Here is a 25,771-nt window from a genome sequence, read left to right as displayed (position 1 = left end):
GATGGACAAGTTCGCGCGCCCTCCTCGTCCAAGCCAGCTTTCTGCGCCCAATGGCCAACGAGGCGTGGCCTTGCTGGAAGCCCTGGTGGCGCTGCTGATCATGTCTTTTGGCATGCTGGCGCTCGCCGGCCTGCAAGGCAATCTGCGCCAAAGCGCTGATCTTGCCAAGCAGCGGGGCGAGGCGGTTCGCCTGGGTCAGCAGGAAATGGAACGCCTGCGCAGCTTCAGCCAACTGCCCGCGCCCAACCCGCCCAATGCCGATGTGCGTGCCTTTGAGGACATTACTGAGCCGCCCAACGGCGTGGCTGGCACCTTCAGCGCCGATACCAACACGACCTTCACCGTCACCCGTCAGGTGACCGACATCGCCGAGCCGCCGCAAAAAGCGTTGCGCATCAACGTCAGCTGGACGGATCGCACCGAAGGCGCGCAATTCATCATCCTGGACAGCATCCTCTCCCGCACCGACCCCATCCTCGGCGGCGGCTTGGCTTTGAGCAGCAAAGCGCCTAGCGCGCGCCAGCCCAGCAACCGGGATGCCAATATCCCAACCCCAGCCAAAGACCTCGGCAACGGCAGCAGCGCCTTCAAGCCATTGACGGGCGGCGATGTGGTGTGGGTCTTCAACAACCTCACCGGCGTCATCACCGGCGTGTGCAATATCCCCGCCACGCCCATGGCCGATTTGGTGGCGACAGATGTGGACTCTTGCAAGAACAACACCCTGGGCTATTTGCTCAGTGGCTTCGTCAGGTTCTCAGATGCCACACCCAGCGACCCCGGCAAACCGCTAGGCCTGGCCCTGCCGATGGACCTGAACCTGGCCTTGACCCAGTCCAGCGCGCTCACACCCAGCTACCAGTGCTTCAACAACGCCCCCATCACCTCGCCCTCGACCCAGACCTTCGTCACTTACTACTGCATCGTCTATCCGAATGCCGACACGCCGCCGATTTGGTCGGGCCAGCTAACGCTCACCGATATCCCTTTGAGCGGCATCGGCGCCCGCACGATCTGCCGCTACAGCGCTGATTACGACGGCAACGGCAGCATCAGCAATGCCGAACATCCCCTGGTCTACAGCAAGGTCACGGGTTCACTGGCGCGGCAGAACTTTCTGGTCATTCCTGGCACCGAAACCTGCCCCGCCGGCCATGACATCGACCCTTCCCAGGGCTTTTTCAGCAATACCGCCACAGTGCGACACCAGCCCAACGGCATTTAGGCCGACCAAACGCTCTGTGCGCCCTGCGCAAGTGCGCCCCCTGCACCTTTTTGCGGTTTTTTGCCTTGTTCGCCAGCAACTCGATTGGCCGGCATTCGCCGAGCACCCCACCAGACCCTGAGACAATCCTTCTTTTGCCCGTCGACCAAGTCGGCGGGCATTTCCGCACTACCGGCGTACAAGGATTGCAGCAGTGTTCAAGAACCTGATGGTTTACCGCATCGGCCCCAATTGGCAGGCCACCGTGGAACAGATTGAAGAAGCGCTCGAGAAGCAGATTTTCGTGGAATGTGGTGCCACGCAAGCCCAAACCATGGGCTGGACCCCGCCCCGCGGCATCCCTCACGCCCCCCTGGTCGAAGACGTTGGCGGCCACTGGCTCTTGAAGCTGATGCTGGAGCAACGCGTGCTGCCCAGCTCGGTGGTCAAACGCCGCGTCGACGAAATGGCAGCCCGGGTTGAACAAGAAACCGGCCGCAAACCCGGCAAAAAGGTCAGCAAAGAGCTGAAGGAGCAAGCCACGCTGGAATTGCTGCCCATGGCTTTCACCAAACAGTCCAGCATCCGCGTCTGGATCGCCCCGGCCCAGCAATTGCTAATGATTGACGCCGGCAGTGCCAGCCGTGCCGAAGAAGTGGTTACCTTGCTGATCAAGGAACTCGCGGGCCTGAACTTGCACTTGATCCAAACCGCCGAATCGCCCGCCGTGTGCATGGCCGCCTGGCTGATGGACGGCGTGCCGCCCGAGGGCTTCACCATCGACCGCGAGTGCGAACTCAAGAGCGCGGACGAGATGAAGTCCGTGGTGCGCTATGCCCGCCACTCGCTGGACATTGACGAGGTGCGCCAGCATCTGGCTGGCGGCAAGGCGCCCACCCGTCTGGCCATGAGCTGGAGGGACCGGGTGTCCTTCATGCTCACCGACACCATGCAGATCAAGAAGATCAGCTTTTTGGATGTGGTGTTTGAAGGCCGCGAGTCCGCTGACAAGGACGAGGCTTTTGACGCCGACGCGGCCATTGCCACCGGCGAGCTGTGCAAACTGATCCCGGAGCTGATCGACGGCCTGGGCGGCGAGCATGACTTCCTCGCTGCCGGCGCCGCGCTGGCCGCGCTGCCGCCCACCTTGAGCGGTGAGCCAGCGAGCGATACGCCTGCAGCAACGGCTTCCGCTGCCACCACCCTCGAAACCGCCCCCTGGGATTGATGCCATGAGCGCGCCCCAGCACCACGGACACCACCAAAGCGACCTCAGCGCCATGCGGCACGCCCTGGCTCTGGCCGAGCAGGCCGTGGGTCTGACGGAGCCCAACCCACGGGTGGGTTGCGTCATCGTCGATGCGCAAGGTCAGGTGCTGGGCAGCGGCCACACCCAGGCCGCCGGCCAAGCCCATGCCGAGGTGATGGCGCTGCGCGATGCGCAGGCGCGCGGTGCGGATGTGCGCGGCGCCACCGCCTATGTCACGCTGGAGCCCTGCTCCCACCAAGGTCGCACAGGCCCTTGCTGCGACGCCCTCATCCAGGCTGGCTTAGCCAAGGTGGTGGCAGCCATCGGCGACCCCAACCCCCAGGTGGCAGGCCAAGGCATGGCCCGCTTGGCAGCCGCCGGCGTGCAGACGGAGCTGGGCTTGCTGGCGGAACAAGCCCGCGAGCTCAATATCGGCTTTTTCTCCCGCATGCAACGCGCCCGCCCCTTTGTGCGCCTGAAGATCGCCGCCTCGCTGGATGGCCAAACCGCCCTGGCCAACGGCCAAAGCCAATGGATCACCGGCCTACCCGCTCGCACCGACGGCCATGCCTGGCGCAAGCGCGCTGGCGCGGTGCTGAGCGGCATTGGCACCGTGCGCGAGGACGACCCGCGCCTGGACGTGCGCCTAGTGCCCTGCGCGATGCAGCCGCTGCGGGTGGTGATCGATTCGCGCCTGGAGATGTCGCCCGGCGCCAAACTGCTGAGCGAGCCCGGCGGGCCAGTACTGATCTTTTGCGCACTGGACGAGGCTGACATGATGGGCGACGGCTCTGCAGCGGCTTCAGCAGCCGCATTGCGCGCCGCCGGCGCCGAGCTGCAAAGCCTCGGCAACGGTCAGGGCAAGGTCGACTTGCGTGCGGCCATCCATGAGCTGGGCCGCCGCGGCATCAACGAGTTGCATATCGAGGCGGGCGAAAAGCTCAACGGCTCGCTGCTGCGTGCTGGCCTGGTGGACGAATTGCTGGTTTACCTGGCGCCCAAGCTGCTGGGCCGTGGCCGCGGCATGGCGGATTTGGGTGGGCTCACCCAGCTGCAAGACGCCTTGAATTGGCAGTGGTTGGACTGTGTGCCGGTGGGCGATGACCTGCGCCTGCGGGCGCGCCGCGTGCCGACCGAAGCCAAACTCTAGGCCCTACGCCAGCAAGGCGGCCGAGGCCGCCTACAATCGGGGGATGCCCATGTCATCTGCCCCCCACGCCCCGGTCACCAGCACCGCCATCGCCCCCGTCCATGAGCTCGTTGCCGAGCTCGCCGCTGGCCGCATGGTCATTCTGGTTGACGAAGAAGACCGCGAGAACGAGGGCGACCTGGTTCTCGCCGCCGACCATGTCACCCCCGAAGCCATCAATTTCATGGCCAAGTTCGGGCGCGGCCTGATCTGCCTGACCCTGACCCGCGAACGCTGCGAAAAGCTCAATCTGCCGCCCATGGCCACCCGCAATGGCACCAAGCACGCCACGGCCTTCACGGTGTCGATTGAAGCCGCCACCGGCGTCACCACCGGCATATCGGCCGCTGACCGTGCCCGCACCGTGCAAGCCGCCGTGGCACGCGATGCCCAGGCCCGTGATCTGGTGCAGCCGGGTCACATCTTCCCCCTGCAGGCCCAAGACGGCGGCGTGCTGATGCGCGCGGGTCATACCGAAGCCGGTTGCGACTTGTCCAAAATGGCCGGCCTGACGCCCTCCGCCGTGATCTGCGAGATCATGAAGGACGACGGCACCATGGCCCGCCTGCCGGACCTGATCGAATTCGCCAAAGAACACAGCCTGAAGATCGGCACCATTGCTGACCTGATCGAACACCGCAGCCGCAATGAAAGCCTGGTGCAACGCGTCGGCCAGCGCAAGCTGCAAACTGCCCAAGGCGAATTCGACTGCACCATTTACCAAGACCGCACCGGCGGCACCCACTTGGCCCTGAGCCACGGCCAGTGGCAAGCCGGCGACGATGTGCTGGTGCGCGTGCACGAGCCGCTGTCGGTGCTGGACCTGCTGGACGTCAGCGCCACCGGTCACGCTTGGCCGCTGCCCGCCGCGTTGACCGAGTTGCAATGTGCCCCTTGCGGCGTGGCCGTGCTGCTGAACTGTGGCGAAGACGCTGCCGGCCTGCTGCAACGCCTGCAGCCCGAACAGCAAAACGCCGCCCCGGCCGCCAAGATCATGGACCTGCGCACTTACGGTGTGGGCGCGCAAATCCTGCGTGACCTGGGCGTGCAACGCATGCGCCTGTTGGGCAACCCGCGCCGCATGCCCAGCATGACCGGCTACGGCCTGGAAGTCACCGGCTTTATGGCCGCAGGCGAACGCGCCTGATCGACCTAAACTAAAAAACCAACAGCATATGCAAGCATCTGACAAGGGACAGGCCAGCAGCGCTTCGCTCAACGGCGAAGACCTGCGCATTGGCATCGTTCAAGCCCGCTTCAACAACGAAATCACCAGCCGTCTGGCACAAGCCTGCCTGGAAGAGCTGGCTGCCTTGGGCGTGGCCGAACACCATATCCGCCACGTCACCGTACCCGGCGCACTGGAAGTGCCCATCGCCCTGCAGGCCATGGCCGACAGCGAGGACTACGACGCCTTGGTCGCCCTGGGCTGCATCATTCGCGGTGAGACCTATCACTTCGAGTTGGTGGCCAACGAAAGTGGCGCGGCCGTCACGCGCATTGCGCTGGACAATGCCACGCCGATCGCCAACGCGATCCTGACGGTGGAAAACGAAGAACAAGCCTGGGCGCGAGCCGAGGAAAAAGGCCGTGATGCGGCGCGCGTAGCGGTCGAGATGGCCAATTTGATGGAAGAACTTCAGTGAGCACAAACGACAGCGCCCCGGCAAAAAAGCCCGCAGCAGGCAAGACCCCCGCCAAGCGTGCCCAACCCAAATCGGCCCGCCGGCGCTCGCGCGAAGCCGCCCTGCAAGGCCTCTACCAGTGGCTGATCACGGGTGATGACGTCGCCACCATCGACGCCCATATGCGCGAGCAAGAAGACTTCGGCAAGGCCGACCGCGCCCACTTCGATGCCTTGCTCAACGGCTGCATCCTGGAAGCCGTGGACCTGGACGCCGTGTTGGCCAAGCATGTCGACCGCAAGACCACCGAGCTCTCGCCGATTGAACACGGCGTGCTGATGATTGGTGCTTACGAACTCAAGCATTGCCTGGACATCCCCTACCGCGTCGCCATCAACGAAGCGGTCGAACTGGCCAAGTCCTTCGGCGGCACAGATGGTCACAAGTACGTCAACGGCGTGCTGGACCGCGCCGCCGGTGATCTGCGCCCGACCGAAGTCGCCGCGCGGGCCAACAAGGGCTGATCAGCCGATCACAGTCCACTGAAGCCGACTCAGCCGACGATTAGCGCCGAATGAAGCTCGCCGCCCGGCTCGATCACATCGAGCCCTTTTACGTCATGGAATGTGCCAAGGCCGCCAGCGAGATCGCGCGCGGGCCTTTGTGCGACCCGGCCCAGGGTGGCCGGCCCATGATTTACCTGAACATCGGTGAGCCTGACTTCGGCGCCGCGCCAGCGGTGCAAGCCGCGGCGCAGGCCTGCATCAGCCAAGGCCTGACCCAGTACACCGCCGCCACCGGCTTGCCGGCTTTGCGCGAGGCCTTGTCGGCCTGGTACCAACAGCACTTCGGGCTGAGCATTGCGCCCGAGCGTATCGTCATCACGGCCGGCGCCTCGGCCGCCTTGCAACTGGCCTGCCTGGCCTTGTTCGAGCGCGGCGACGAGGTGCTGATGCCCGACCCCTGCTACCCCTGCAACCGCCATTTCGTGGCGGCGGCCGACGCCCGCGCCGTGCTGCTGCCTACCGGACCCGAACAACGCTTTCAACCCAGCAGCGAGCAAGTCAGCGCTGCCTGGGGGCCGCAAACCCGTGGCGTGGTGCTGGCCTCGCCCAGCAACCCCACCGGCACCTCGATCGAGCCGGCCGAATTGCGCGCCATTGTCGAGACGGTGCGTGCCCACGGCGGCGTCAGCATCGTCGATGAGATCTACCTGGGCCTGAGCTACGACCCGCGCTTTGCCGGCTCGGCCTTGGCGCTGGGCGAGGATGTGATCTCGGTGAACAGCTTCTCCAAATACTTCGGCATGACCGGCTGGCGCCTGGGCTGGCTGGTGCTGCCGCCGGACTTGGTGGCGCCGATCGAGAAGCTGGCGCAAAACCTCTTCATCTGCCCCTCCACCATTGCCCAGCATGCGGCTTTGGCCGCGTTTGAGCCTGCGTCCATCGCCGAGTTCGAGCGTCGCCGCCAGCTGCTGCGCGAACGCCGCGACTTCATCGTGCCGGCCCTGCAAGCCCTGGGCTTCAAAGTGCCGGTCGTGCCCGATGGCGCCTTCTATGTGTGGATGGACTGCAGCGATCTGCACCCCAATGCCTGGGATTTCGCATTTGAACTGATGCACAGCGCGCAAATCGCCCTCACCCCCGGGCGCGATTTCGGCCGCATCGGCGCCGAGCGCTGGCTGCGCCTGTCCTTCGCCAGCAGCATGAAAGATTTGCAAGCCACCGTGGCGCGCCTGAGCGAAGTGCTGCGCCCCCGCCGCCCATGACGACCGCGTACAAGCACTCCATCAGAATTTATTGGGAAGACACAGACGCCGGCGGCGTCGTGTTTTACGCCAACTACCTGAAATTTTTCGAGCGTGCTCGCACCGAATGGCTGCGCGCCCTCGGCTTCGAGCAAGAAGCCATGCGCCACGCAGAAGGCGCCATGTTCATCGTTAGCAGCACGCAGGTGCGCTACCTGCGCCCCGCGCGCCTGGATGATTGGCTGACCATCACGGTCGAGATTCGCGAACTGGGGCGCGCCAGCATGGTGTTGTTCCAGCAAGCCTGGCGCGCTGACACGCTGCTGAGCGAAGGCGAGATTCGCATCGGCTGTGTAGCCAGCGACGGCAAAAGCCAAGACTTCAAACCCACCCGTATTCCTGCCGCCTTGTTTGCGGCGCTTGTCGAGCAAAAATGAACCAAGACCTTTCCATTGTTGCCCTGATCCTGCATGCCAGCCTGGCCGTCCAGCTGGTCATCGCCGCGCTCTTGCTGATGTCCCTGGCCAGCTGGAGCGTGATCTTCAGCAAGCTGATTTCCATCAACCGCATCAACAAGGGCAACGAGGATTTCGAGCAGGAATTCTGGTCCGGCAAGAACCTCAACGAACTCTACAGCGGTGTCTCCAATCGCACAGACGGCGCGCCGCTGGAGCGCATCTTCGCCTCCGGCATGCGCGAGTTCTTGAAGCTGCGCGAACGCCGTGTGACCGAACCCAATGCCTTGCTGGACGGCGCCCGCCGCGCCATGCGCGCGAGCTTCCAGCGTGAGCTCGATGCAATGGAAAGCAATCTCTCCTTCCTGGCGTCTGTGGGTTCGGTCTCGCCTTATGTGGGCTTGTTCGGCACCATCTGGGGCATCATGCACGCCTTCGTGGGCCTGTCCAATCTGACCCAGGTGACCCTGGCCACGGTGGCGCCCGGCATTGCCGAAGCCCTGGTGGCCACGGCCATCGGCCTGTTCGCCGCCATCCCGGCCGTGCTGGCTTACAACCGCTTCGCGCGCCAGATCGACCGCAGCGCCATCACGCTGGAATCTTTCATCGAAGAATTCAGCAATATCTTGCAGCGCAACGCCAGCCAGCCCCCGGCCGGCGCAGCCAGCCACAGCCGCTAAGCCATGGCCGCCATCAGCTCGCGCGGCTCTCGCCGCCGCCGCACCATCAATGAAATCAATATGGTGCCCTTCATCGATGTGATGTTGGTGCTGCTGATCATCTTCATGGTCAGCGCCCCGCTCATCACCACCGGCCTAGTGGACTTGCCCAGCGTGGGCAAGAGCCGCGCTCAACCCGAGCATGTGATCCATGTGATCGTGGGCGCCGACGAGAAGCTCAAGCTCAAGCTCGACAAAGAAGAGGCCGAAGGCATCAAGCTCAACCACCTGGCCGACCGCGTCAAGAGCGCACAAGCCGGTGAGGCCAGCACGCCCGTGGTGATCTCGGCCGACAAGAGCGTCAAGTACGAGGCTGTGGTCAAGGTCATGGACGTGCTGCAAACCGCAGGCATCCAACGCGTGGGCCTGGCCGTACGCAGTGGTGCCAGCAGCGATAGCAAGGCGCCCTGACCCGCAGATGACTGCCGCGATGAACGCCTTCTCGCTTCCCGCCAAAGACCCTTTGCGCCCGCCCGCAGCGCCCGGCCTGGGGCGTGGCCTCGGCTTTGCCGTGATCGCCCATGCCGCCTTGCTGGCAGCCTTGAGCGCCGGCGTGAGCTGGCGCAGCGAAAGCACCCCGGCCTTCGAGGCCGAGCTGTGGTCCGCCGTGCCGCAGGCAGCCGCGCCCAAGGAGCAACTGCCGCCCGAACCCGAGCCTGAGGCCGAGCCCATCAAGCCGCCGCCCAAGCCCGTGGTGGCCCCTCCTCCACCGCCGCCTCCGCCCGATTTGCAGGCCGAGCGCGATGCGGAGATCGCCATCGCCAAGGCCAAAGAGAAAAAGAAGAAGGACGAGTTGGAGGCCAAGCGCTTAGCCGAGCTCGAAGCCCAGCGCAAGAAGGACAAGGAACGCGAGAAGGCGGAGCGCGAGCGGCTGGAGAAGCTGGAGAAATTGGCCAAGCAAGAAAAGCAAGAGAAACAAGAAAAGCAGGCCAAGCTCGCCAAAGAAGCCAAGGACGCTGAAGCCAAAAAACTCAAGGAAAACGCAGCCGCGACGGCCAAGGCCGAAGCGCAGCGCCAGGAAAACCTGCGCCGCATTCAAGGCCTGGCAGGCGCCAGCGGCGCGCCTGACTCCCGCGGCACAGCCCTGCAGTCCAGCGGCCCCTCGGCCAATTACGCCGGCCGCATCAAGGCGCGCATCCGGCCCAACATCATCTACCCCGAGACCGGCGTGGCCAACCCCATCGCCGAGGTGGAAGTGCGCACCGCGCCAGACGGCAACATCATCGCCCGCAAGCTAGTTAAACCCAGCGGCGATAGCGACTGGGACAACGCCGTGCTACGCGCCATCGACAAGACCGAGACCCTGCCCCGCGACACCGACGGGCGAGTGCCTTCAGTCTTGGTGATCAGCTTCAAACCGCGGGAGTAAGGCGGCGCGGCTAGAGGCCCGGTGGCTTAAGCGCGGCGGCCCAGCCAAGCGTCCAAGGACCAACGCCCCGAGCCCCACAGCGCCACCAACAGCAAGAGCACGCCCCAAAGCTGGTGGCCGGCCAAGGCGGCCGGGGCCAGCTCGCTCAAGCTCAGCACCGCCATCAGGTTGACGACGCTCAGGCCCAGGGCGGCAAAGCGGCCACCTAGACCCAGCGCCAACAAGACCGGCAAGGCCAGTTCACCCGCGGTTCCCAGGTAGGCAGCCAGCTCGGGCGGCAGTAGGGGTACGTGGTACTCGTCTTCAAACAAGGCCAAGGTGCTGGACCAGTCACGCAGCTTGGACAAGCCGGACAGGAAGAACACCTGAGCCACGTAAAGGCGTGCCAGCAACAGCCCTAGCGACTGCACTTGGCTCAAGAGTTGCTGCATCCAATTCGGAAGTGGCAGGCCGGCTGCGTCACTGTGTAGCGAGCCCAGGCCGGGATCACGGCACAGCCGCAAGAAAGCAAATGCGATGGTTTTCATTCAATCGTCCTCAAAGATTTGAATCGCTCGGTGATGGCGGAATCGGGCCGGCCGCATCCGCTTGGGCGGGCGGCAATGCGTCGACCGCCTGTAGCCACCCTCGCTGCAAGGCTTGTTGAAGCCAGGCGCCGAAATCAAAGTCCGGCGCCGCGGCCAAGGCCTGTTGCAATGCGCCGTCAAGGTCGCGCCCTTGCAGCGTGGCGGCCATCAACGCGGCATCGCCCGGGCCCAAGATCTGCTGCTCGGCGCGCCAGCCTTCGCGCCACACCAGCACATGCTGACGCGGCTGTTCCGCATTCAGGCCACAGGCCTGCGGCAGCAAATGCAGGAGGCACAACCCCGACCGCAATCGCAAACGCAACAACTCCGGCGACTGGCTTTGCAGCAAGTTCAATGACTCGACATCCAGCCGGCTGTCTGCAGCACGCTCGGCTACATGCCGGGCCCAGCCCAGGCGAGCCAAATCGCACAGCCACGCTTCCACGCCGGGTTGAGCCGCCAAGAACTCAGGCAAGACCTGACCCCAGGCAGCCAAGTCGCCCTGGCTGGGTGGACTGGCGCGCCAAAAGGCCCAGGCCAAGGTGTCGAATGACGCCTGCCCCAGCTCATTCAACAACAGCGGATGGGCGGCAGCCAAAGAACGCGCCGCCAGAGCTTGGGCATTGCGGCGATAGGCCTGGATGCCATCTGCCTCGGCAAGCCCAGGCAGAGCCCGCCAGCCTGTCGCCGCCAACAGGTCTTGCGCGTTGGACAGACTGCCGACCTGGATGGCGGCCAGCAAGGCTTGCTGAGCGGCGATCATGAAGGCTCCGGCTGCACCACCAAGGCGCACTCGGCCATGATGCGCTCGGCCTGAGCCGCCTCGTCCAGCAGCACCGCGAGTTCAGGCACATCGTTGTCCCACTCGACCAGGCTGAGTTGTGGCCCAAAGCGCGAGATAGCACGGCGGTAGACCCGCCAGACCTCCGGGCTGACCCGGCTGCCGTGGTCGTCGATCACGATGCCGGGCAGTTCGGCATGGCCCGCCAGATGAATCTCACCCACCAAGCCCGGGCACAAGGCATCGACCCAGGCACAGGCGGCATCAGCGGCTGCCGCTTTATCCAAACCCGCATTGCGCGCGTTGACGACCAGATTGTTCACATCCAACAGCAGGCCGCAGCCGCTGCGTTGGCACAGCTGATTGAAGAATTCCGGTTCGGCCAGGGTGTCATTGCCCCAGGCCAAATAGGCGCTGAGGTTCTCCACCAAGATCTGGCGCTGCAGGCGCTCCTGCACTTGCTGCACATGTCGGCACATCAGATTCAGGCTGGCGTCGGTAAAGGCAATTGGCAGCAAATCACTGCCATGCACAAAGCCAGGCCACATCTGGCTGGCCGACACGCGGGCGAAGCTGGCGTGTTCCGACACCCGCAGCGGCTCGACGCGGGCCACCAGGGCCGCCAGCTGATCCAGATGAGCGACGTCCAGCCCGCAGGCCGAACCCAGCGACAAGCCCACGCCATGCAGGCTGATGGGGTAATGCTCGCGCGCCCCCATCAGAACCGCCATGGCCGCACCGCCGCTGGCAAAGAAATTTTCGGAATGAAGCTCCAGAAAGCGCAGCGGTGGCCGCTGCGACATTAGGCTCTCGTAGTGCGGCTGTCGCCAGCCGATGCCCACCGATGATGAGGTCTCCTGCAGCTTCATCTCGCGCTCACTTCTTGGCAGCCTTCATCTTGGCCTTGGCCTCTTCGGCACTCATGCCGCCCAGGCTCTTGCATTGGCCTTTGGGCACATAGTTCCATTCCTCAGCAGCGTCACCCGCCTTGGACTGGCCGGCGCAGGAATGGCTGCCGCTCAGGTTGGCACAGTCATTTTGACCGGCTTTGGCAATGCCGTAGCACTTCTCACGGGCGACTTTTTCATCGGCCGCAGCAGCTTGAGCCACCAGGCCCAGAGACAAGGCACCGGCCAGCGCGGAAGAGACGAGGAGGGAAGTTTTCATGGTGCGTCCTAATAGGGGTTGAAGGATCAATGAGTCTGTGACATCAACAAAGCATCGAATCACTCGACACCCATGGGTCGCGGCAGGCACAGACATACTTACACTGCGCCCAAGAAAAATTTTTTGAGAAGCCGGCATGAGCGACATGGCCCACCAACTCCAAGCACTGCGCCCCCAGTTGCTGAAGTACGCCCAGTTGCAGCTGCGCAATGCGGCCTGGGCGGAGGACGCGGTCTCCGAGACTCTGCTGGCCGCGCTGGAGAAGCCACAGAGCTTTGCCGGCCAGTCGCAGCTCAAGACCTGGCTGATCGGCGTGCTCAAACACAAGCTGGTGGATCAGATCCGCCGCAATAGCAAAGAAATGTCCACCACCGCCGAAGATGGTCAGGACCTTGACGAAGACCTTTTCCATCCCGACGGCCATTGGCGCGAGACCCCGCAAGACTGGGGTGACCCCGAACACTGCCTGCGCCAGCTGGATTTCATGCGCGTGCTGGAGGCTTGCGTGGAGCATCTGCCGGGCCAGCAAGGCCGTTTGTTCATGATGCGCGAGTGGCTGGAGCTCGATAGCGATGAAATCTGTAAGGCTTTGGGCATCAGCTCGACCAATCTTTGGGTGATGCTGCACCGCGCTCGATTGCGCCTGCGCGAATGCCTGCAACTGAACTGGTTCGACGCCCAAGGATCCCAAGCATGAGCAAGCCCATGCGCAACTGCCGTGAAATCACAGCCCTGGTGCTGCAAGCCGAAGACCGTCGGCTGGGTCTGGGCGAACGCCTGAGCGTTCGCATGCACATGCTGATCTGCAAAGCCTGCCCGCGCTTCCTCCAGCAAGTCAGCCTGATGCGCAAGGCCAGTGCACGCTGGCGCGGTTATAGCGAAGAGTAGGCCCGCTGTTTGTGGCAATTCCGAGCTTCACCGCGAGCCGCGCCAAGTAGCATCCGCCTCACGTGCAGTGTGCGCGTGGTCCGCCCTGCCCGCCCTGCCTGATACGACCCTGGAGATTTGAATGCGCGATTTGTCTGCCCCGCTAGCCTGGCCAAATGGCAAGCCAGAGTCTGGCGCGGCCACCGCCGCTCAGCCCGCCGACAAGCAAAGCTTTGTCTGGCCCATGCCGCCCTATGCGGCCTATCCGCTGGCCTCGCCGCAAACTTCGGCCGAGCCCTGCGAGGTGCTCGGCACCAATGGCAGCCGCAGCCCCGGCCATCTGATTCTGCTGGCGCCGTCGGAGCGGGTGGCGCAAATCATGGTGCCGCCAGCCCGCCACGCGATTCCGCTGAAATTCACCCAGTTCCGTGTGCTCAAGCTACTGCGCCCGGTGCAAGTGCCGCCGCACGATGACACCTTGGCGCTGGATGAACGGCCCCGCAGCCCCTTCAAGCTGCGCTTTGTAGGCGGCGGCGAGCTCAAAGGCCGCACCATTGGCCATGTGCAAAATGAGCTGGGCCTGTTCCTGTTCCCGCCCCTGAGCGAGCGCGACGACTCCGTGCTGCGTGTTTTCATCCCGAACGAGTCCCTGGACAAATTCGAAGTCGGCGAGCGCATCGGCGATGTGCTCTTGAAAGAGAACCTAGCCACCGCCGCGCAGATCAACGAAGCCGCTTTCGCGCAGCAGGAAATGCGCTCGCGCCGGGTGGGCGACATCTTGGTGGCCGAGCGCATCGTCAGCGCCGAGCAGCTGATGATGGCGATTGAACAGCAGGCCCGCATGCCCATGGTGCGCATCGGCGAGGCCTTGCTGGCCTTGGAGCTGATCACCGAGGAGCAACTGGAATATGCGCTGGAGTTGCAGCGCGAAGACCGCTCGGTGCCGCTGGGTGAGTTGCTGGTGCGCCGCGGCATCGTCAGCCGCCAGGCCTTGCAGTCGGCTTTGGCCCGCAAGATGGGCTACCCGATTGTGGACGTGGACGCCTTCGCCATCGAGGCCGATGCGGTCAAGACCCTGCCCTTCGCCGTGGCCAAGCGCCTGGAAGTGCTGCCCTTGCTGATCCGCGACGGCCGCCTGATCGTGGCCATGGAAGACCCAACCCGCCGTGAGGCACTGGATGAGGTCGAGTTCATCTCCCAGCTCAAGGTCACCCCAACGCTGACCAAGCTGGGCACCCTGGCGCTGGCCATCCCGATCACCTACGAGCGCTACGGCGGCGACAGCGTCAGCCGCAGCGAGTTGATGCCCAGCATGCAGGGCTTGGACTTCTCGCTCGACCGGGCCGACCAGCTGATCGAAACCCTGGAGCGCGAGGTCAATGGCCGTGAAGGCCGCGACGGGCGCGACGACGACACCCCGATCGAGCAAAGCGACAACTCACTGGTGCGCCTGATCAACACCATGATCATCGACGCCAGCACGCAGGGCGTGTCCGACATCCACATCGAGACCTATCCGGGCAAGGAAAAGCTCAAGATCCGCTTCCGCCGCGACGGTGTGCTCAAGCCCTATCTGGAGCTGCCCAACACCTACCGTAACGCCATGATCGCCCGTATCAAGATCATGTGCGAGCTCGACATCTCCGAGCGCCGCAAGCCGCAGGACGGCAAGATCAATTTCGCGCGTTTCTCGCCCCAGCACCGCCTGGAGCTGCGCGTGGCCACCATACCCACCAATAACGGGCTGGAAGATGTGGTGATGCGTTTGCTGGCCTCATCCAAGCCGCTGCCGCTGGAAAAGCTGGGCCTGACCGCACGTAACCTGGAAGAGCTCAAAAAAGCCGTCGCCCGCCCTTACGGCATGGTGCTGTGCGTGGGCCCGACGGGCTCGGGCAAAACCACCACCCTGCACTCGGCGATGAGTTATATCAACACGCCCGAGCGCAAGATCTGGACCGCCGAGGACCCGGTGGAAATCACCCAGGCCGGCCTGCGCCAGGTGCAGGTCAACCCCAAGATCGACTGGACCTTTGCCAAGGCCTTGCGAGCGTTTCTGCGCGCCGACCCCGATGTGATCATGGTGGGCGAAATCCGCGATGAGGAAACCGGCGAGATCGCCGTTGAAGCATCGCTGACCGGCCACTTGGTGATGTCCACCCTGCACACCAATAGCGCGGCAGAGACCATCACCCGCCTGCTGGACATGGGCATGGACCCCTTCAACTTTGCCGACTCGCTGCTGGCCGTGCTGGCCCAGCGCTTGGTGCGGCGCTTGTGCACCAGCTGCCGCACTTCGCAGCCCATCGCCCCGGCTGAGCTGGACGAAATGCTGGATGACTATCTGAAGATCTACCCGGCCGAAGCCCGCCCGCCCCGCCAAACCGTGCTGGACGAATGGACCAAGGCCTACGGCCAGAACGGCCAGATCCTGCGCTACCACAGCCCCGGCTGCCCGGTGTGCGAGAACAGTGGCTTCAAGAGCCGCGCCGGCCTGCACGAGCTGCTGGTGGTGTCCAAGACCTTGCGGCGCCAGATCCAGACCGGCGCACGCGCCGAGGAGCTGCTGCAAACCGCCCTGCTGGAAGGCATGCTGTCCTTGCGCCAGGACGGTATTCTCAAAGTCTTGCAAGGCATCACCACCATGGGCGAGGTCCGCGCCACCAGCAACGCCTAGAGAACCTAGAGAAAAAAGAAGAGACGATATGGACGCCGATCTGACCCCCAGCCCCGCCGACACCAGCGCCGCCGCGCCGCCAAAAAAGGTCAGGCTCGGCGATGTGCTGGTGCAGCAGCAGCTGATCTCCGAGCAGCAACTCAGCCAGGCACTGGAGTTGCAACGCGCCAGCGGCAAGAAGCTGGGCCGCTTGCTGATCGACGCTGGACTGATCACCGAAGAGGCCCTGGCCCATGTGCTGGCGCGGCAGCTGCGCATTCCCTTCGTCAACCTCAAGACCTTCCCGCTCAAGACCGAGCTAGTGCGCCTGCTGTCCGAAACCCCTGCGCGGCGTTTCCGCGCCATCGTGCTGGAAGATCGTGGCGAGGCCTTGCTGGTGGCCATGGCCGACCCGCTAGACCTGTTCGCCTACGACGAGCTGAGCCGCGTGCTCAAGCGCCGCATCAGCATGGCCGTGGTGGCAGAAAGCCAGTTGCCCACCGCCTTTGATCGCCATTACCGGCGCAGCGAAGAAATCAGCGGCCTGGCCAAGGCACTGGAAAAAGACATTGGTGACACGGTCGACTTCGGCGCCCTGCAGGCCAGCGTGGGCCAAGAGGGCGCGCCCGTGGTGCGCCTGCTGCAAAGCGTGTTCGAAGACGCCACTCAAGCCGGAGCGTCCGATGTGCACATCGAGCCGCAAGAGGGCGAGCTGCTGATCCGCACCCGTATCGACGGCGTGTTGCAGACGCAGACCCATGCCGACAAGCGCATCGCCGCCGCCCTGTCGCAACGGCTCAAGCTGATGGCCGGCCTGGACATTTCTGAGAAGCGCCTGCCGCAAGACGGCCGCTTCACCCTGCGCCTGCGCGACAAAACGATTGATGTGCGCTTGTCCACCCTGCCCGGCCAATATGGCGAGTCGGTGGTGATGCGTTTGCTGGGCCAGGGCACGGCCATCCGGCGCCTGGGGCAGATCGAAATGCCGGCCGATATGTTGGCGCGCTTTCGCGAGATCCTCGGCCAGCAATCGGGCATGGTGCTGGTCACCGGCCCCACCGGCTCGGGCAAGACCACCACGCTCTACGCCGCCCTGAGCGAGCTCAATGCCGAGCAAAGCAAGATCATCACCGTGGAAGACCCGGTGGAATACCGCCTGCCCGGCCTGACCCAGGTGCAAGTCAACGAGAAGATCGAGTTGGACTTTGCCCGCGTGCTGCGCGCCACCTTGCGCCAAGACCCAGATGTGATTCTGGTCGGTGAAATGCGTGACCCGCAGACGGTGGAGATTGGCTTGCGCGCGGCCATCACCGGCCATATGGTGCTGTCCACCTTGCACACGCGGGACGCCATGAGCACGCCGTTTCGCCTGCTCGATATGGGCGCGCCGCCCTTTATGGTCGCCACCTCGCTGCAGGCGGTGATCGCCCAGCGCCTCTTGCGTGCCGTGTGTGAGCACTGCGCGGAAGACCATCACCCGAATGCGCAAGAGGCTGCGTGGCTGGCGGCAGTGGCCGGTGCGGAAGCTGCCAGCATCACGACTCGCAAGGGCGTGGGTTGCTCACAATGCAATGGCACCGGCTATGCCGGGCGCCGCGGCATTTACGAGATGCTGGAGATGAATGCCGATATGGCCGTGGCCGTGCAGCGCGGCGACGCCGCCGGCTTTATGCAGGCCGCCCGCCTCAGCCTCAAGGGCAAGACCCTGGCCGACCGCGCCCTGGCGCTGGTCAAATCCGGCAAGACCTCGCTGTCTGAAGCCATGCGCATCTCTTTTGACAACGACGACTGATGCAAGCCTTTGCCTGGCGAGGACGCAATAACCGCGGCGAATTGCTGGATGGCGTGATCGACGCCACCGACGCTGATGCGGTCGCCGCGCAGCTGATGGCCGGTGGCGTCATCCCCGTCAGCATTGCCCTCAGTGGCGGCAGCGGCACCAGCATCAGCGCGCCCCAGCAAGACTGGCTGCAGATGCTGCAGAACCGGCCGGTCAGCACCGAAGACTGCCTGGTCATGACCCGCCAGCTCTACACCTTGCAAAAAGCCGGCGTGCCCATCCTGCGCTCGCTCGCCGGTCTGGAAGCCTCCACCGCACAGCCCGCCATGATTGCCCTGCTGCAAGACCTGCGCGCCAGCCTGGACCAGGGCCGGGAGCTGGCCACGGCCATGGGCCGCCACCCCAAGGTCTTCAGCCCTTTTTACATCGCCATGGTGCGAGTGGGCGAGATGACCGGCAAGCTGACCGAGGTGCTGCTGCGCTTGTCCCAGCATCTGGAGTTTGAACTCGACATCCGCGCCCGCATCAAGCAGGCCCTGCGCTACCCGGTGATGGTGCTGGTGGCAATGGCGATTGCCATCATCGTCATCAATATCTTCGTGCTGCCCACCTTCGCGGCGGTGTTTGCCGGCTTCAAGGCCGAGCTGCCGCTGATGACCAAATTGCTGCTGGGCTTTTCCGCCTGGACCCTGCGCTGGTGGCCGATGGTGATTGCCGGCAGCGCCGGCCTGGTGATGCTGATCCGCAGCTATCTGGCCACGCCGAACGGGCGTTACCGCTGGGACCGCCGCAAGCTGCGCCTGCCGATTGCCGGTGAGATCGTGCTCAAGGCCACACTGGCCCGTTTCGCCCGCAGCTTTGCTTTGGCCTACAGCTCGGGCGTGCCCATCAGCCAGGCCATGACGGTGGTGGCGCAAACGGTGGAGAACGCCTACATCGGCAGCCGCATCGAGCAGATGCGCGACGGCGTGGAACGCGGTGAAAGCATCTCGCGCTGCGCCGCGGCTTCTGGCGTCTTCACCCCCATCGTCTTGCAGATGATTGCCGTGGGCGAGGAGACCGGTGAGCTGGACGGCCTGATGATGGAGATCGCCAGCATGTATGAGCGCGAAACCGACTACAGCATCAAGGGCCTGTCGGCCTCGATCGAGCCGGTCTTGCTGCTGATCATCGGCGTGCTGGTTTTGATCCTGGCGCTGGGCGTGTTTCTGCCGCTATGGAACCTGGGCCAGGCGGCCATGGGCCGGGGTGGCTGATAGGGATGGCGAGGGCGTGATGAAGTGCACGCACGGGCAGGAGGCAAAAGGGATTAGCTTGGCAAAAGTCTGCAATATCTCAAACAAGGCCTGCGTCGCCCGATATAGAGTGTGAGACAGCGTTTGAGCCTTGCGTGCCGCTGCCAGACAAAGATGGCTGCCACAGCAATCAAGGCATTCACAGCATCAATGGCATTGACGATTTCTCCGACATTCCGACTCCCCAACCGAAGGACAAACATGAAAAAGCAAGCCGGCTTCACTTTGATCGAACTCGTCATGGTCATCGTCATTCTGGGCATCTTGGCCGCCGTGGCCTTGCCCAAGTTCGTTGACCTGAAAACCGATGCCAAGCAGGCAGCAGTGGCCGGTGTGGCCGGTGCCTTGAGCAGCGCCGCGGCCGTCAACTACGCCGCGCGCAAGGTCAAGGGCACGGCAGTCAGCGCCACCAACCCCACCGTCGAAGTTAAAAAATGCAGCGACGTGGTCAATGCCCTGCAGGGCGGCATGCCCGCCACCGTGATCGTCACGGCAGCGACCGCCGCTACCGCGGTGGCTGCTGACGCGTCCGTGTCCACCTGCGCGGTGCAAGATAAAGACGACGCTACCATCACCGCGACCTTCACCGCCATCGGCATCCTCTGAGCGGCCAGCGGCATGCGCGGCCCTGCCTCACATGCCCCAACTGCGCTTGTTTCGTCTTGCGCGCATCAAGCCCCTCGCGCCCGCCCGCGTCATCGCGACCGGCGGGCGCAGTCATTTGAGAGCCAAGGCTTCACCTTGATCGAGTTGGTGATCGTGATGGTAATGATCGCCGCGCTCTCGGTCTTCGCCCTGCCGCGCCTGCTGGACACCGAGATGTGGCGCTTGCGCGCCTTTTCGGATGACTTGCAAAGCCAGATGCAGGCCATGTTGCGCCTGTCCCTGGTGCAACGCCGGCCCATCGTTGCCAGCATCAGCGGCACGGGCGCCAGCTTTGCCTACGCTGCCGGCGGCGCGCTGGGCACCGTCAGCTGCCCGGCCACGTCCAGCCCCTGTATCGCGGAGAGCGCGGTCCGAACCATTACCTTCAACCACGCCAACAGCGGCAGCAGCATCACCTCCACCGCTGCGGCCATGCCCGTCACGGTCAACGTGGGCGGCTTCAGCCAGGCCTTTGTGTTGGAGAACGAGACCGGCCTGTTCTACGCCAGCCCATGATGAGCACGCGCGCCTCTACCGCCAAACGCTCCACCATTAGCCCCACAGCCAGGCACCAGCGCGGCTTGTCCATGATTGAGCTGATCATGTTCATCGTCGTCATCGGCGCGGCGCTGGCAGGCGTTTTGAAGATTTTTGTGCAGGCCGGCGCCAGCAGCGCCGATCCGCAAATGCAGCGCCAAGCGCTGGCGATTGCCGAGTCGCTGATGGAAGAGGTGCAACTGCAGGCATTCACCTTTTGCGACCCCGACGACGCCAATCTAGAAACTGCGGCCAGCAGCGCCGGCTGCGCCAGCCAGGTGGAAAACCTCGGCCCCGAAGCCGGGGAGACTCGCTTCAGCACGCCGCAGTTCGACAATGTCAATGACTACAAAGGCTATGCCATGAACGCTGGCATCGTCGACATCAACAACGTCGCGGTGTCAGGTCTTGCCGGCTACAGCGCCAGCATCGATGTGGCCAACACGGCGCTGGGCAGCATCAGCCAGGCCAGCGGCGACGCGCTGCTGATCACCGTCACCGTCAACGGCCCCGGCGGCACGCAAGTCGTGCTCAGCGGCTACCGCAGCCGGCACTCGCCCAATGCCGCGCTTTAAGCATTTGCCTCTTGCTGCACGGTCCGGCAGCGCCCGGGGCCAGTCCGGCTTCACCTTGATCGAGGCGGTGATCGTGATCGTGCTGACGGGCATTCTGGCCGCCATCGTCAGCGTCTTCATCGTCTCGCCGGTGCAAAGCTATTTGGCCACCGCCGCCCGCACCCAGCTGGTCGACCAGGCCGACACGGCCATTCGCCGCATCGCGCGCGACCTGACCCTGGCCCTGCCCAATAGCGCCCGCGTCAGCGCCAATGGCCGCAGCCTGGAGTTGATCCCCACCACCGGCGCGGCGCGCTATGCCACCCAAGGTACCGACCCGCTGCAGTTCGGTGTGCTCGATACCAGCTTCAATCTGGTCGGCCCGGGCCTGAGCTTGAGCAGCGGCCAGCAGTTGGTGTTCTACAACCTCGGTCCCGATGTGCCCGACGCCAATGCCTATGCCGACAACGCATCGGCCGCCGCCCAAGCCAGTTCGAACCGGCGCAGCGCAAGCAACGGCGCCGGACTGGCCACCAACATCAGCCTCAATTCGCTGGCCGCGCTGCCGGTGGGCTTGTTCGCCGAGCCTTACCGGGTTTACGCCGTCAGCTCGCCCGTGACCTACCGCTGCGACCTGAGCGCCGGCGTGCAGACCCTGAGGCGCTACCAGAACTACGGCTTTCAGCTCAATCAACCCGACCCGCCCAGCGGCGGGAGCAGCACCGTGTTGGCCACCGGTGTCACCGGCTGCAATTTCAGCTATGCCCCGGCCGCCGTGGCCGCTCGCGCCGCGCTGGTGACGCTGAAACTGACGCTCAGCGCCGACACTCGCTCCGGCACCGAGTCGGTTTCGCTCTACCATGCCATCCACATTGACAACCTGCCCTGAGCCGCGCCCTTTGATGAGAGGATTCACCTTGATTTCCATGCTCTTCATCTTGGTGGTGCTGGCGGCGCTGGGCGCGGCCATGGCCAAGTTCAGCATGCGCCAGCAGCTCGGCAGCAGCAGCGAGTTGGCGGCGGCCAAGGCCATGCAGGCCGCCAATGCCGGGCTGGAATGGGCTAACTTTCAAGTGCTTCGCCCAGCGGCGGCGCCGGCCTGCTTTGGCGCCACCCATATCGCCTTGACCGGCAATCTGAGTGACTTTGTGGTCAGCATCAGCTGCAACCTCAGCAGCGGCAGCGACGGCGGCAACACGCTGAACTTCTACCAAGTCACTGCCACCGCCTGCAACGCACCCAGCGCCGGTGTCTGTCCCACCACCGCGGCCCTCAACCCCAGCTATGTCGAGCGGCAATTGACACGCCGCTTGGTGCGCTGAGCCCACCATGCTGCACAGGCTGAACCTCCTCTTGCGCTGGCGTGCATTTTTCCTGGCGCTGGCCCTTTGCCTGAGCCTGCCTCTTGCCCAGGCTGCGGCCTACAGCTTCCCCGGCAATCTGCCGCCAGGCTGCAGCGCGGCCGGCAGCAGCTACACCTGCGGCTCACTCGCCCTGAGCACCGGCGACAGCATCAGCATCAGCGCGCCCAAGCCCGCCAATATCCGCTTCACCGGCACGCTCGACATCAGCAATAGCGCCACCATCAATGCGGGCGGTGTCGCCAGCGATCTCAATCTGACGGTCAATGGCGCCCTGACCATGGCCTACCAAACCGTGATCATGGGCAATGTCACGGCGGGCTCTGTGAACACCGTCAACAACGGGCTGGTGATTGGTGGCAGCCTCACCGCCACCAGCGGCAGCATTCAGCTGCAAGACTGCGCCTCCATTGGCGGCGCCATCAGCAGTGGCACCGGCAGCATTGCCGTGGGCCAGTTCTGCGTCGTCAACGGCGGCATCAGCAGCACCAGCGGCAGCATCACGACCGGGATGAATAGTCAGATCAAAGGCAATCTGAGCAGCGCCGGCGCCATCAATGTGGGGCAGGCCTCCATCATCAGCGGCGCTGTCAGCAGCAGCGGCAGCACAGTGGACCTGGCCTATCAGGCTCAAGTCAGCGGCAACATCAGTGGCGCCGGCAGAGTCACCCTGGGCCAGGCCGCCATCATTGGCGGCGACGTTGCCGCAGGCGGCGGCAACGCCATCAGCCTGGACTTCCAAACCCAGGTCCAAGGCAATCTCAGCACAAGCGGCGCCATCACGGTGAGCCAGCAAGCCGTCGTCAGCGGCAAGATCACCGGCGGCAGCGGCGCCATCAACTTCGGTTACGGCGCCAAAGTCGTCGGCGATGTCAGCAGCAGCAGCGGCACCATCTTTTTCGAGCAAGCCAGCATCGCCCAGGCCTGTGTGCGCTCTACCGCTTCGGCCCGCATCACTCTAGGCTTCACCGCCGCCATCAACAGCGTGTGTTGCGGCGCCAGCTGCGGCAATGCCTGCGTGGTCAATAACACCGGCGGCGCCATGCCGCCGGCCTGCCTGCCAACACCCATCGCCGACTATCACTTTGACGAATGCAGCTTCAAAGGCACGTCCGGCGAAGTCATTGACAGCCGTGGCAACTACCCCGCCACTACTGTGAACGGCACCAGCAGCAGTGGCACGGCGCCGACTGTGCTGGACCGCTATGCCGATCTCTCATCCGGCACCGGCCTGCGCTACATCAGCCCCAACACCGCCATCCCCATTGCTAGCGCCTGGAGCGTGAGCACCTGGATGAGAACACCGCTGTCCACCGGCGGCAGCCCTTACCACGTCTTGGCCGCCGTCAATGGCGGCGGTGATCTGTTCTATATGGATGACAGGAACGGCTTTTTGTGGGGCGCTTATGTGCCCGGCAGCATCGTCAACGGCACGTTCAAGTTCAGCACCCTGGCCGCCGGTTGGCACCACATCGGCCTGGTGGGCAGTGGCGGCAAGACCTCGCTCTATGTGGATGGCGTCTTCAAGGAAACCATCAACCAGCAAGCCAAGGGCAGTCTGGCCTTCATCGGCGCCTCTTGGGACATTGACGCCAGCACCCGTGAAGGGATCAACACCCAGCTGGACGAGTTCATGGTCTTCAACAGCGCCATCTCGGCCGCCAATATCAGCACCATTTACAACAATCAAAAAGCCGGCAAAAACTACGACGGCAGCGCCCGCACACCGAGCAATTGCACCCCAGCCATTGGCAGCTTTGTGGTCAGCAGTGCCAGCGCCGCTTCGACCTGCTCGCCGCAGACCTTCAGCGTCACGGCCAAAGACGCCAGCGGCGCCACGCTGAGCGGCTATACCGGCAGCATCAGTTTGAGCACCTCCACCGGCCAGGGCGACTTCTCCATCGGCAGCGGCCCAGCCCCCAGCGGGACGTTCACACCGGGCGCGGCGAACAGTGGCCGGGCCACCTACACCTTTGCCGCCGGGGACGCCGGCGTTGTCAATCTACGCCTCAACCACAGCCTGGCTCAGAACCTGGTGATCACCGTGCAAGACAGCAGCGTCGCCGCCGCGGTGGGCAGCTCCGGCAGCATTCAGTACCGCGACAACGCCTTTGTCTGGAGCGAGGACATGGGCAGCCAAATTTTCGGCAGCAATATCGTCGTGGCCGGCCGCAAACACGATTTGCAAGTGGCGCTTTGGAAAAAGGATGCCGTCACCGGCAACTGCGCCATCGCCACCGACTACAGCGGCAGCCGTAACCTCAAGCTTTGGCGCACCGACAACGGCGGCCCCTGGACAGCGCCCAGCATCATCAGCCCCGCGCTCAGCGTTCCCGCCGCCCGGCCAGGCGCCAACAACCTCATCGGCCTGAGCTTTACCGCCGGTGTGGCCAAGCTAGACATGGCCAGCACCGACATCGGCAAGTTCAGCCTCAAGCTCGATGACGACAGCTTGCTCTACGCCGCCACCACCATCAGCGGCAGCCTGGGTGACCTGACCTTGCGCCCCTTCGCCATCACCGTTACCGGACTGACGCTGGGCGGCGTCAGCAACCCCGCGGGCAGCCTGTTCAGCGACCCCAAGTTCGGCGCTGCCGGCGCCACCTTCAGCGCCACCCTGGGCGGCTACCTCTGGAGCGCAGCGGGTGACAGCACAAACAAGGGCAAGGTCGATGCCGGCGCCTCCCTGGCACAGATCACCGCGGGCGGCCTGGCGCCTAGCTTTAACAGCCCCATCACCCTCAGCCCGGTGGCGGGGAGCCAGACCCCCACCACAGGCGTGCTGGGAGTGCTCAGCAATGCCAGCGCCACCAACCCCACCATCAGCGGGTTTGTAGGCGGCGCGCTGACGGTGAATGACCTCAAGTACAGCGAGGTGGGCAGCTTTCTGTTGAACACCACCGGCGTACTCAGCAATTTCCTGGGCACGGCCGGGCTCAATCTCAACTCCACCGTCTTCTTGGGCTCGGTGCAGAACAATCGCATCGGCCGTTTTGTGCCGGCCGGCTTTGTGGCCAGCAACACCATCCTCAGCGACCGCCTGGCTGCTGCTTGCTCCCCCATCTCCACCTTCACCTATCTGGGCGAGACCTTCAAGCTCGGTTTCACCCTGACCGCCCAGAATGTGCAAGGCGCCACCACACAGAACTACACCGCTGCCTTTGCCAAGCTGGACCTGGGGGCAGCCAATGCGCTCAACCCCGCCGGCATCAACGGCACAACGCCCTTCAAGATCGGTGCGCGGCTGAGCGCCACCAGCAGCGGCACTTGGAACCTGGGCCAATCCACCAACGCGCAACTCAGCGCCACCGTCTCACGCCTGAGCACGCCCGACGGCCCCTTCCCCGGCAGCAGCTTCGGCATCGCCCCGGTGGACAGCGACGGCGTGGGCATGATGAGCTTCAACCTCGACACCGACAGCCCGCCCAATGGCAATGACCGGGCGGCGCTGCGCTCGGTGCTGGCGCCGTTGACGGCAGTCCCGGTGAATCTGCGCTTTGGCCAGCTGCGCTTGCAAAACGCCATCGGCTCGCAAAACCGCGACCTCAGCATGCGCGTGCTCGCGCAATACTGGGACGGCAGTAACTTTGTAACTAACACACTGGACAGCTGTACTTCCATCGATTCCAAAGCGCTGAATTACGGAAACTACCGCAAGACTTTGACTACCAGCGATGGTCTCTCGCCCGTCAAAACCTACAAACTGCTCAGCGGCGCCAGCAGCTTGACTTTGAGTAAGCCCGGCGGGGGCCGCAGCGGCAGCATGGATGTGGCCTTGAGCTTGAGTACCGTGAGCGATCAAAGCTGCTTGCAAAGCTGGACACCCGGCGTGGCGGCCACTTTGGCGGCGGGTTTGGCCTATCTGCAAGGGCCTTGGTGTGCGGGCACGTACAGCAAGGATCCTTCGGCGCGGGCGACGTTTGGCCTCTACCGCGGCTCAGACAATGTGGTGTATCAGCGCGAAAACTATTGATTGAAGTATTGACCTGCGCCTGACTTGTTTTCACG

At 64.2% G+C, this 25,771-nt stretch carries 26 protein-coding genes; 22 read left to right on the top strand and 4 right to left on the bottom strand.

Translation table 11 applies throughout. The annotated features are described in order from the left end of the window. The first annotated feature begins 1 nt into the window (after position 1). The 11 genes from AABB87_RS09165 (at position 2) to tolA (ending at position 9,557) form a co-directional block, all read left to right on the top strand. Positions 2–1,225 (top strand): type IV pilus modification PilV family protein, encoded by a 1,224-nt coding sequence (locus tag AABB87_RS09165; RefSeq protein WP_341970930.1) that lies wholly within the window; start codon positions 2–4, stop codon positions 1,223–1,225. A gap of 193 nt (positions 1,226–1,418) precedes the next feature. Next, positions 1,419–2,432, top strand: coding sequence for a recombination-associated protein RdgC (locus tag AABB87_RS09160; protein ID WP_341970929.1), 1,014 nt, complete (start codon positions 1,419–1,421; stop codon positions 2,430–2,432). 4 nt (positions 2,433–2,436) lie between these two features. Continuing rightward, the gene (gene ribD, locus AABB87_RS09155) at positions 2,437–3,603 is read left to right on the top strand and encodes a bifunctional diaminohydroxyphosphoribosylaminopyrimidine deaminase/5-amino-6-(5-phosphoribosylamino)uracil reductase RibD (RefSeq protein WP_341970928.1); all 1,167 of its coding nucleotides are present in this window, start codon (positions 2,437–2,439) and stop codon (positions 3,601–3,603) included. Positions 3,604–3,652: 49 nt separating this feature from the next. Next, a complete protein-coding gene (gene ribBA / locus AABB87_RS09150) occupies positions 3,653–4,789 on the top strand; it encodes a bifunctional 3,4-dihydroxy-2-butanone-4-phosphate synthase/GTP cyclohydrolase II (protein WP_341970927.1) in 1,137 nt (378 codons plus the stop codon). Positions 4,790–4,817: 28 nt separating this feature from the next. Beyond that, positions 4,818–5,288, top strand: a complete 471-nt coding sequence (ribH, locus tag AABB87_RS09145) for a 6,7-dimethyl-8-ribityllumazine synthase (RefSeq protein WP_058719498.1) — start codon at positions 4,818–4,820, stop codon at positions 5,286–5,288. Next, positions 5,285–5,791 carry a transcription antitermination factor NusB gene (gene nusB / locus AABB87_RS09140; RefSeq protein ID WP_058719497.1) on the top strand — a complete coding sequence of 169 codons (507 nt, stop codon included), beginning with the start codon at positions 5,285–5,287 and terminating at the stop codon, positions 5,789–5,791. Before ribH ends, nusB begins: the two co-directional genes overlap by 4 nt. Positions 5,792–5,841: 50 nt before the next feature. Beyond that, complete coding sequence (locus AABB87_RS09135) at positions 5,842–7,035, top strand: pyridoxal phosphate-dependent aminotransferase (RefSeq protein WP_341970926.1); 1,194 nt, start codon at positions 5,842–5,844, stop codon at positions 7,033–7,035. Next, positions 7,032–7,451 carry a tol-pal system-associated acyl-CoA thioesterase gene (gene ybgC, locus AABB87_RS09130; RefSeq protein WP_341970925.1) on the top strand — a complete coding sequence of 140 codons (420 nt, stop codon included), beginning with the start codon at positions 7,032–7,034 and terminating at the stop codon, positions 7,449–7,451. The genes AABB87_RS09135 and ybgC overlap by 4 nt, the downstream gene beginning before the upstream one ends. Beyond that, the gene (gene tolQ / locus AABB87_RS09125; protein ID WP_341970924.1) at positions 7,448–8,149 is read left to right on the top strand and encodes a protein TolQ; all 702 of its coding nucleotides are present in this window, start codon (positions 7,448–7,450) and stop codon (positions 8,147–8,149) included. Before ybgC ends, tolQ begins: the two co-directional genes overlap by 4 nt. Before the next feature lie 3 nt (positions 8,150–8,152). Beyond that, positions 8,153–8,599 carry a protein TolR gene (gene tolR, locus AABB87_RS09120; protein ID WP_341970923.1) on the top strand — a complete coding sequence of 149 codons (447 nt, stop codon included), beginning with the start codon at positions 8,153–8,155 and terminating at the stop codon, positions 8,597–8,599. A gap of 19 nt (positions 8,600–8,618) precedes the next feature. Next, the gene (gene tolA, locus AABB87_RS09115) at positions 8,619–9,557 is read left to right on the top strand and encodes a cell envelope integrity protein TolA (protein WP_341970922.1); all 939 of its coding nucleotides are present in this window, start codon (positions 8,619–8,621) and stop codon (positions 9,555–9,557) included. Positions 9,558–9,583: 26 nt separating this feature from the next. Here the strand turns inward: tolA and AABB87_RS09110 are convergent, their stop codons facing one another. The 4 genes from AABB87_RS09110 to AABB87_RS09095 all read right to left on the bottom strand — a co-directional run bounded on the left by AABB87_RS09110 (position 9,584) and on the right by AABB87_RS09095 (position 12,071). Then, positions 9,584–9,988 (bottom strand): DoxX family protein, encoded by a 405-nt coding sequence (locus AABB87_RS09110; protein ID WP_341970970.1) that lies wholly within the window; start codon positions 9,986–9,988, stop codon positions 9,584–9,586. Between the two features lie 106 nt (positions 9,989–10,094). After that, on the bottom strand, positions 10,095–10,886 hold the full coding sequence (locus AABB87_RS09105; RefSeq protein ID WP_341970921.1) for an HvfC/BufC family peptide modification chaperone: 792 nt from the start codon (positions 10,884–10,886) through the stop codon (positions 10,095–10,097). Then, positions 10,883–11,773, bottom strand: a complete 891-nt coding sequence (locus AABB87_RS09100; RefSeq protein WP_341970920.1) for a DUF692 domain-containing protein — start codon at positions 11,771–11,773, stop codon at positions 10,883–10,885. Before AABB87_RS09100 ends, AABB87_RS09105 begins: the two co-directional genes overlap by 4 nt. A gap of 7 nt (positions 11,774–11,780) precedes the next feature. Further along, entirely contained in the window at positions 11,781–12,071 is a 291-nt protein-coding gene (locus tag AABB87_RS09095; protein WP_341970919.1) for a BufA1 family periplasmic bufferin-type metallophore, read from the bottom strand. 136 nt (positions 12,072–12,207) lie between these two features. Between AABB87_RS09095 and AABB87_RS09090 the strand changes: the two genes are divergently transcribed. The 11 genes from AABB87_RS09090 to AABB87_RS09040 all read left to right on the top strand — a co-directional run bounded on the left by AABB87_RS09090 (position 12,208) and on the right by AABB87_RS09040 (position 25,736). Next, positions 12,208–12,768: a sigma-70 family RNA polymerase sigma factor gene (locus tag AABB87_RS09090; RefSeq protein ID WP_341970918.1), complete on the top strand. Its 561-nt coding sequence runs from the start codon at positions 12,208–12,210 to the stop codon at positions 12,766–12,768. Beyond that, positions 12,765–12,959 (top strand): anti-sigma factor family protein, encoded by a 195-nt coding sequence (locus AABB87_RS09085; RefSeq protein ID WP_341970917.1) that lies wholly within the window; start codon positions 12,765–12,767, stop codon positions 12,957–12,959. The genes AABB87_RS09090 and AABB87_RS09085 overlap by 4 nt, the downstream gene beginning before the upstream one ends. 121 nt (positions 12,960–13,080) lie before the next feature. Then, positions 13,081–15,612: a GspE/PulE family protein gene (locus AABB87_RS09080; protein WP_341970916.1), complete on the top strand. Its 2,532-nt coding sequence runs from the start codon at positions 13,081–13,083 to the stop codon at positions 15,610–15,612. Positions 15,613–15,640: 28 nt separating this feature from the next. Then, positions 15,641–17,383, top strand: a complete 1,743-nt coding sequence (locus tag AABB87_RS09075; RefSeq protein WP_341970915.1) for a GspE/PulE family protein — start codon at positions 15,641–15,643, stop codon at positions 17,381–17,383. After that, entirely contained in the window at positions 17,383–18,627 is a 1,245-nt protein-coding gene (locus tag AABB87_RS09070; protein WP_341970914.1) for a type II secretion system F family protein, read from the top strand. Before AABB87_RS09075 ends, AABB87_RS09070 begins: the two co-directional genes overlap by 1 nt. A 240-nt stretch (positions 18,628–18,867) precedes the next feature. Then, a complete protein-coding gene (locus AABB87_RS09065) occupies positions 18,868–19,272 on the top strand; it encodes a type II secretion system protein (RefSeq protein WP_341970913.1) in 405 nt (134 codons plus the stop codon). Positions 19,273–19,284: 12 nt separating this feature from the next. Beyond that, positions 19,285–19,827, top strand: a complete 543-nt coding sequence (locus tag AABB87_RS09060) for a prepilin-type N-terminal cleavage/methylation domain-containing protein (protein WP_445944852.1) — start codon at positions 19,285–19,287, stop codon at positions 19,825–19,827. Beyond that, positions 19,824–20,423 (top strand): type IV pilus modification PilV family protein, encoded by a 600-nt coding sequence (locus AABB87_RS09055; protein WP_341970911.1) that lies wholly within the window; start codon positions 19,824–19,826, stop codon positions 20,421–20,423. Before AABB87_RS09060 ends, AABB87_RS09055 begins: the two co-directional genes overlap by 4 nt. Further along, positions 20,410–21,291, top strand: a complete 882-nt coding sequence (locus AABB87_RS09050) for a type II secretion system protein (protein ID WP_341970910.1) — start codon at positions 20,410–20,412, stop codon at positions 21,289–21,291. Before AABB87_RS09055 ends, AABB87_RS09050 begins: the two co-directional genes overlap by 14 nt. A gap of 28 nt (positions 21,292–21,319) precedes the next feature. Further along, positions 21,320–21,724, top strand: a complete 405-nt coding sequence (locus AABB87_RS09045; RefSeq protein WP_341970909.1) for an agglutinin biogenesis protein MshP — start codon at positions 21,320–21,322, stop codon at positions 21,722–21,724. Positions 21,725–21,731: 7 nt separating this feature from the next. Beyond that, positions 21,732–25,736, top strand: a complete 4,005-nt coding sequence (locus tag AABB87_RS09040; RefSeq protein ID WP_341970908.1) for a DUF6701 domain-containing protein — start codon at positions 21,732–21,734, stop codon at positions 25,734–25,736. Positions 25,737–25,771: the final 35 nt, after the last annotated feature.

This window comes from Roseateles sp. PN1, from assembly GCF_038419725.1.
GTDB lineage: Bacteria > Pseudomonadota > Gammaproteobacteria > Burkholderiales > Burkholderiaceae_C > Paucibacter_A.
Note: the sequence above shows the minus strand (reverse complement) of the source record. Positions and strands in the feature narration are given on the sequence as shown.

Excerpts from the sequence above, each read along its gene's own strand:
- AABB87_RS09105 (WP_341970921.1), bottom strand. The coding sequence starts at position 10,886 with ATGATCGCCGCTCAGCAAGCCTTGCTGGCCGCCATCCAGGTCGGCAGT.
- ribBA (WP_341970927.1), top strand. The coding sequence starts at position 3,653 with ATGTCATCTGCCCCCCACGCCCCGGTCACCAGCACCGCCATCGCCCCC.
- ybgC (WP_341970925.1), top strand. The coding sequence starts at position 7,032 with ATGACGACCGCGTACAAGCACTCCATCAGAATTTATTGGGAAGACACA.
- tolA (WP_341970922.1), top strand. The coding sequence starts at position 8,619 with ATGAACGCCTTCTCGCTTCCCGCCAAAGACCCTTTGCGCCCGCCCGCA.
- AABB87_RS09135 (WP_341970926.1), top strand. The coding sequence starts at position 5,842 with ATGAAGCTCGCCGCCCGGCTCGATCACATCGAGCCCTTTTACGTCATG.
- AABB87_RS09095 (WP_341970919.1), bottom strand. The coding sequence starts at position 12,071 with ATGAAAACTTCCCTCCTCGTCTCTTCCGCGCTGGCCGGTGCCTTGTCT.
- AABB87_RS09065 (WP_341970913.1), top strand. The coding sequence starts at position 18,868 with ATGAAAAAGCAAGCCGGCTTCACTTTGATCGAACTCGTCATGGTCATC.
- tolR (WP_341970923.1), top strand. The coding sequence starts at position 8,153 with ATGGCCGCCATCAGCTCGCGCGGCTCTCGCCGCCGCCGCACCATCAAT.
- AABB87_RS09060 (WP_445944852.1), top strand. The coding sequence starts at position 19,285 with ATGCGCGGCCCTGCCTCACATGCCCCAACTGCGCTTGTTTCGTCTTGC.
- AABB87_RS09100 (WP_341970920.1), bottom strand. The coding sequence starts at position 11,773 with ATGAAGCTGCAGGAGACCTCATCATCGGTGGGCATCGGCTGGCGACAG.
- AABB87_RS09080 (WP_341970916.1), top strand. The coding sequence starts at position 13,081 with ATGCGCGATTTGTCTGCCCCGCTAGCCTGGCCAAATGGCAAGCCAGAG.
- AABB87_RS09075 (WP_341970915.1), top strand. The coding sequence starts at position 15,641 with ATGGACGCCGATCTGACCCCCAGCCCCGCCGACACCAGCGCCGCCGCG.
- ribD (WP_341970928.1), top strand. The coding sequence starts at position 2,437 with ATGAGCGCGCCCCAGCACCACGGACACCACCAAAGCGACCTCAGCGCC.
- AABB87_RS09070 (WP_341970914.1), top strand. The coding sequence starts at position 17,383 with ATGCAAGCCTTTGCCTGGCGAGGACGCAATAACCGCGGCGAATTGCTG.
- tolQ (WP_341970924.1), top strand. The coding sequence starts at position 7,448 with ATGAACCAAGACCTTTCCATTGTTGCCCTGATCCTGCATGCCAGCCTG.
- AABB87_RS09085 (WP_341970917.1), top strand. The coding sequence starts at position 12,765 with ATGAGCAAGCCCATGCGCAACTGCCGTGAAATCACAGCCCTGGTGCTG.
- AABB87_RS09090 (WP_341970918.1), top strand. The coding sequence starts at position 12,208 with ATGAGCGACATGGCCCACCAACTCCAAGCACTGCGCCCCCAGTTGCTG.
- AABB87_RS09110 (WP_341970970.1), bottom strand. The coding sequence starts at position 9,988 with ATGCAGCAACTCTTGAGCCAAGTGCAGTCGCTAGGGCTGTTGCTGGCA.
- ribH (WP_058719498.1), top strand. The coding sequence starts at position 4,818 with ATGCAAGCATCTGACAAGGGACAGGCCAGCAGCGCTTCGCTCAACGGC.
- AABB87_RS09050 (WP_341970910.1), top strand. The coding sequence starts at position 20,410 with ATGCCGCGCTTTAAGCATTTGCCTCTTGCTGCACGGTCCGGCAGCGCC.
- AABB87_RS09165 (WP_341970930.1), top strand. The coding sequence starts at position 2 with ATGGACAAGTTCGCGCGCCCTCCTCGTCCAAGCCAGCTTTCTGCGCCC.
- AABB87_RS09040 (WP_341970908.1), top strand. The coding sequence starts at position 21,732 with ATGCTGCACAGGCTGAACCTCCTCTTGCGCTGGCGTGCATTTTTCCTG.
- AABB87_RS09055 (WP_341970911.1), top strand. The coding sequence starts at position 19,824 with ATGATGAGCACGCGCGCCTCTACCGCCAAACGCTCCACCATTAGCCCC.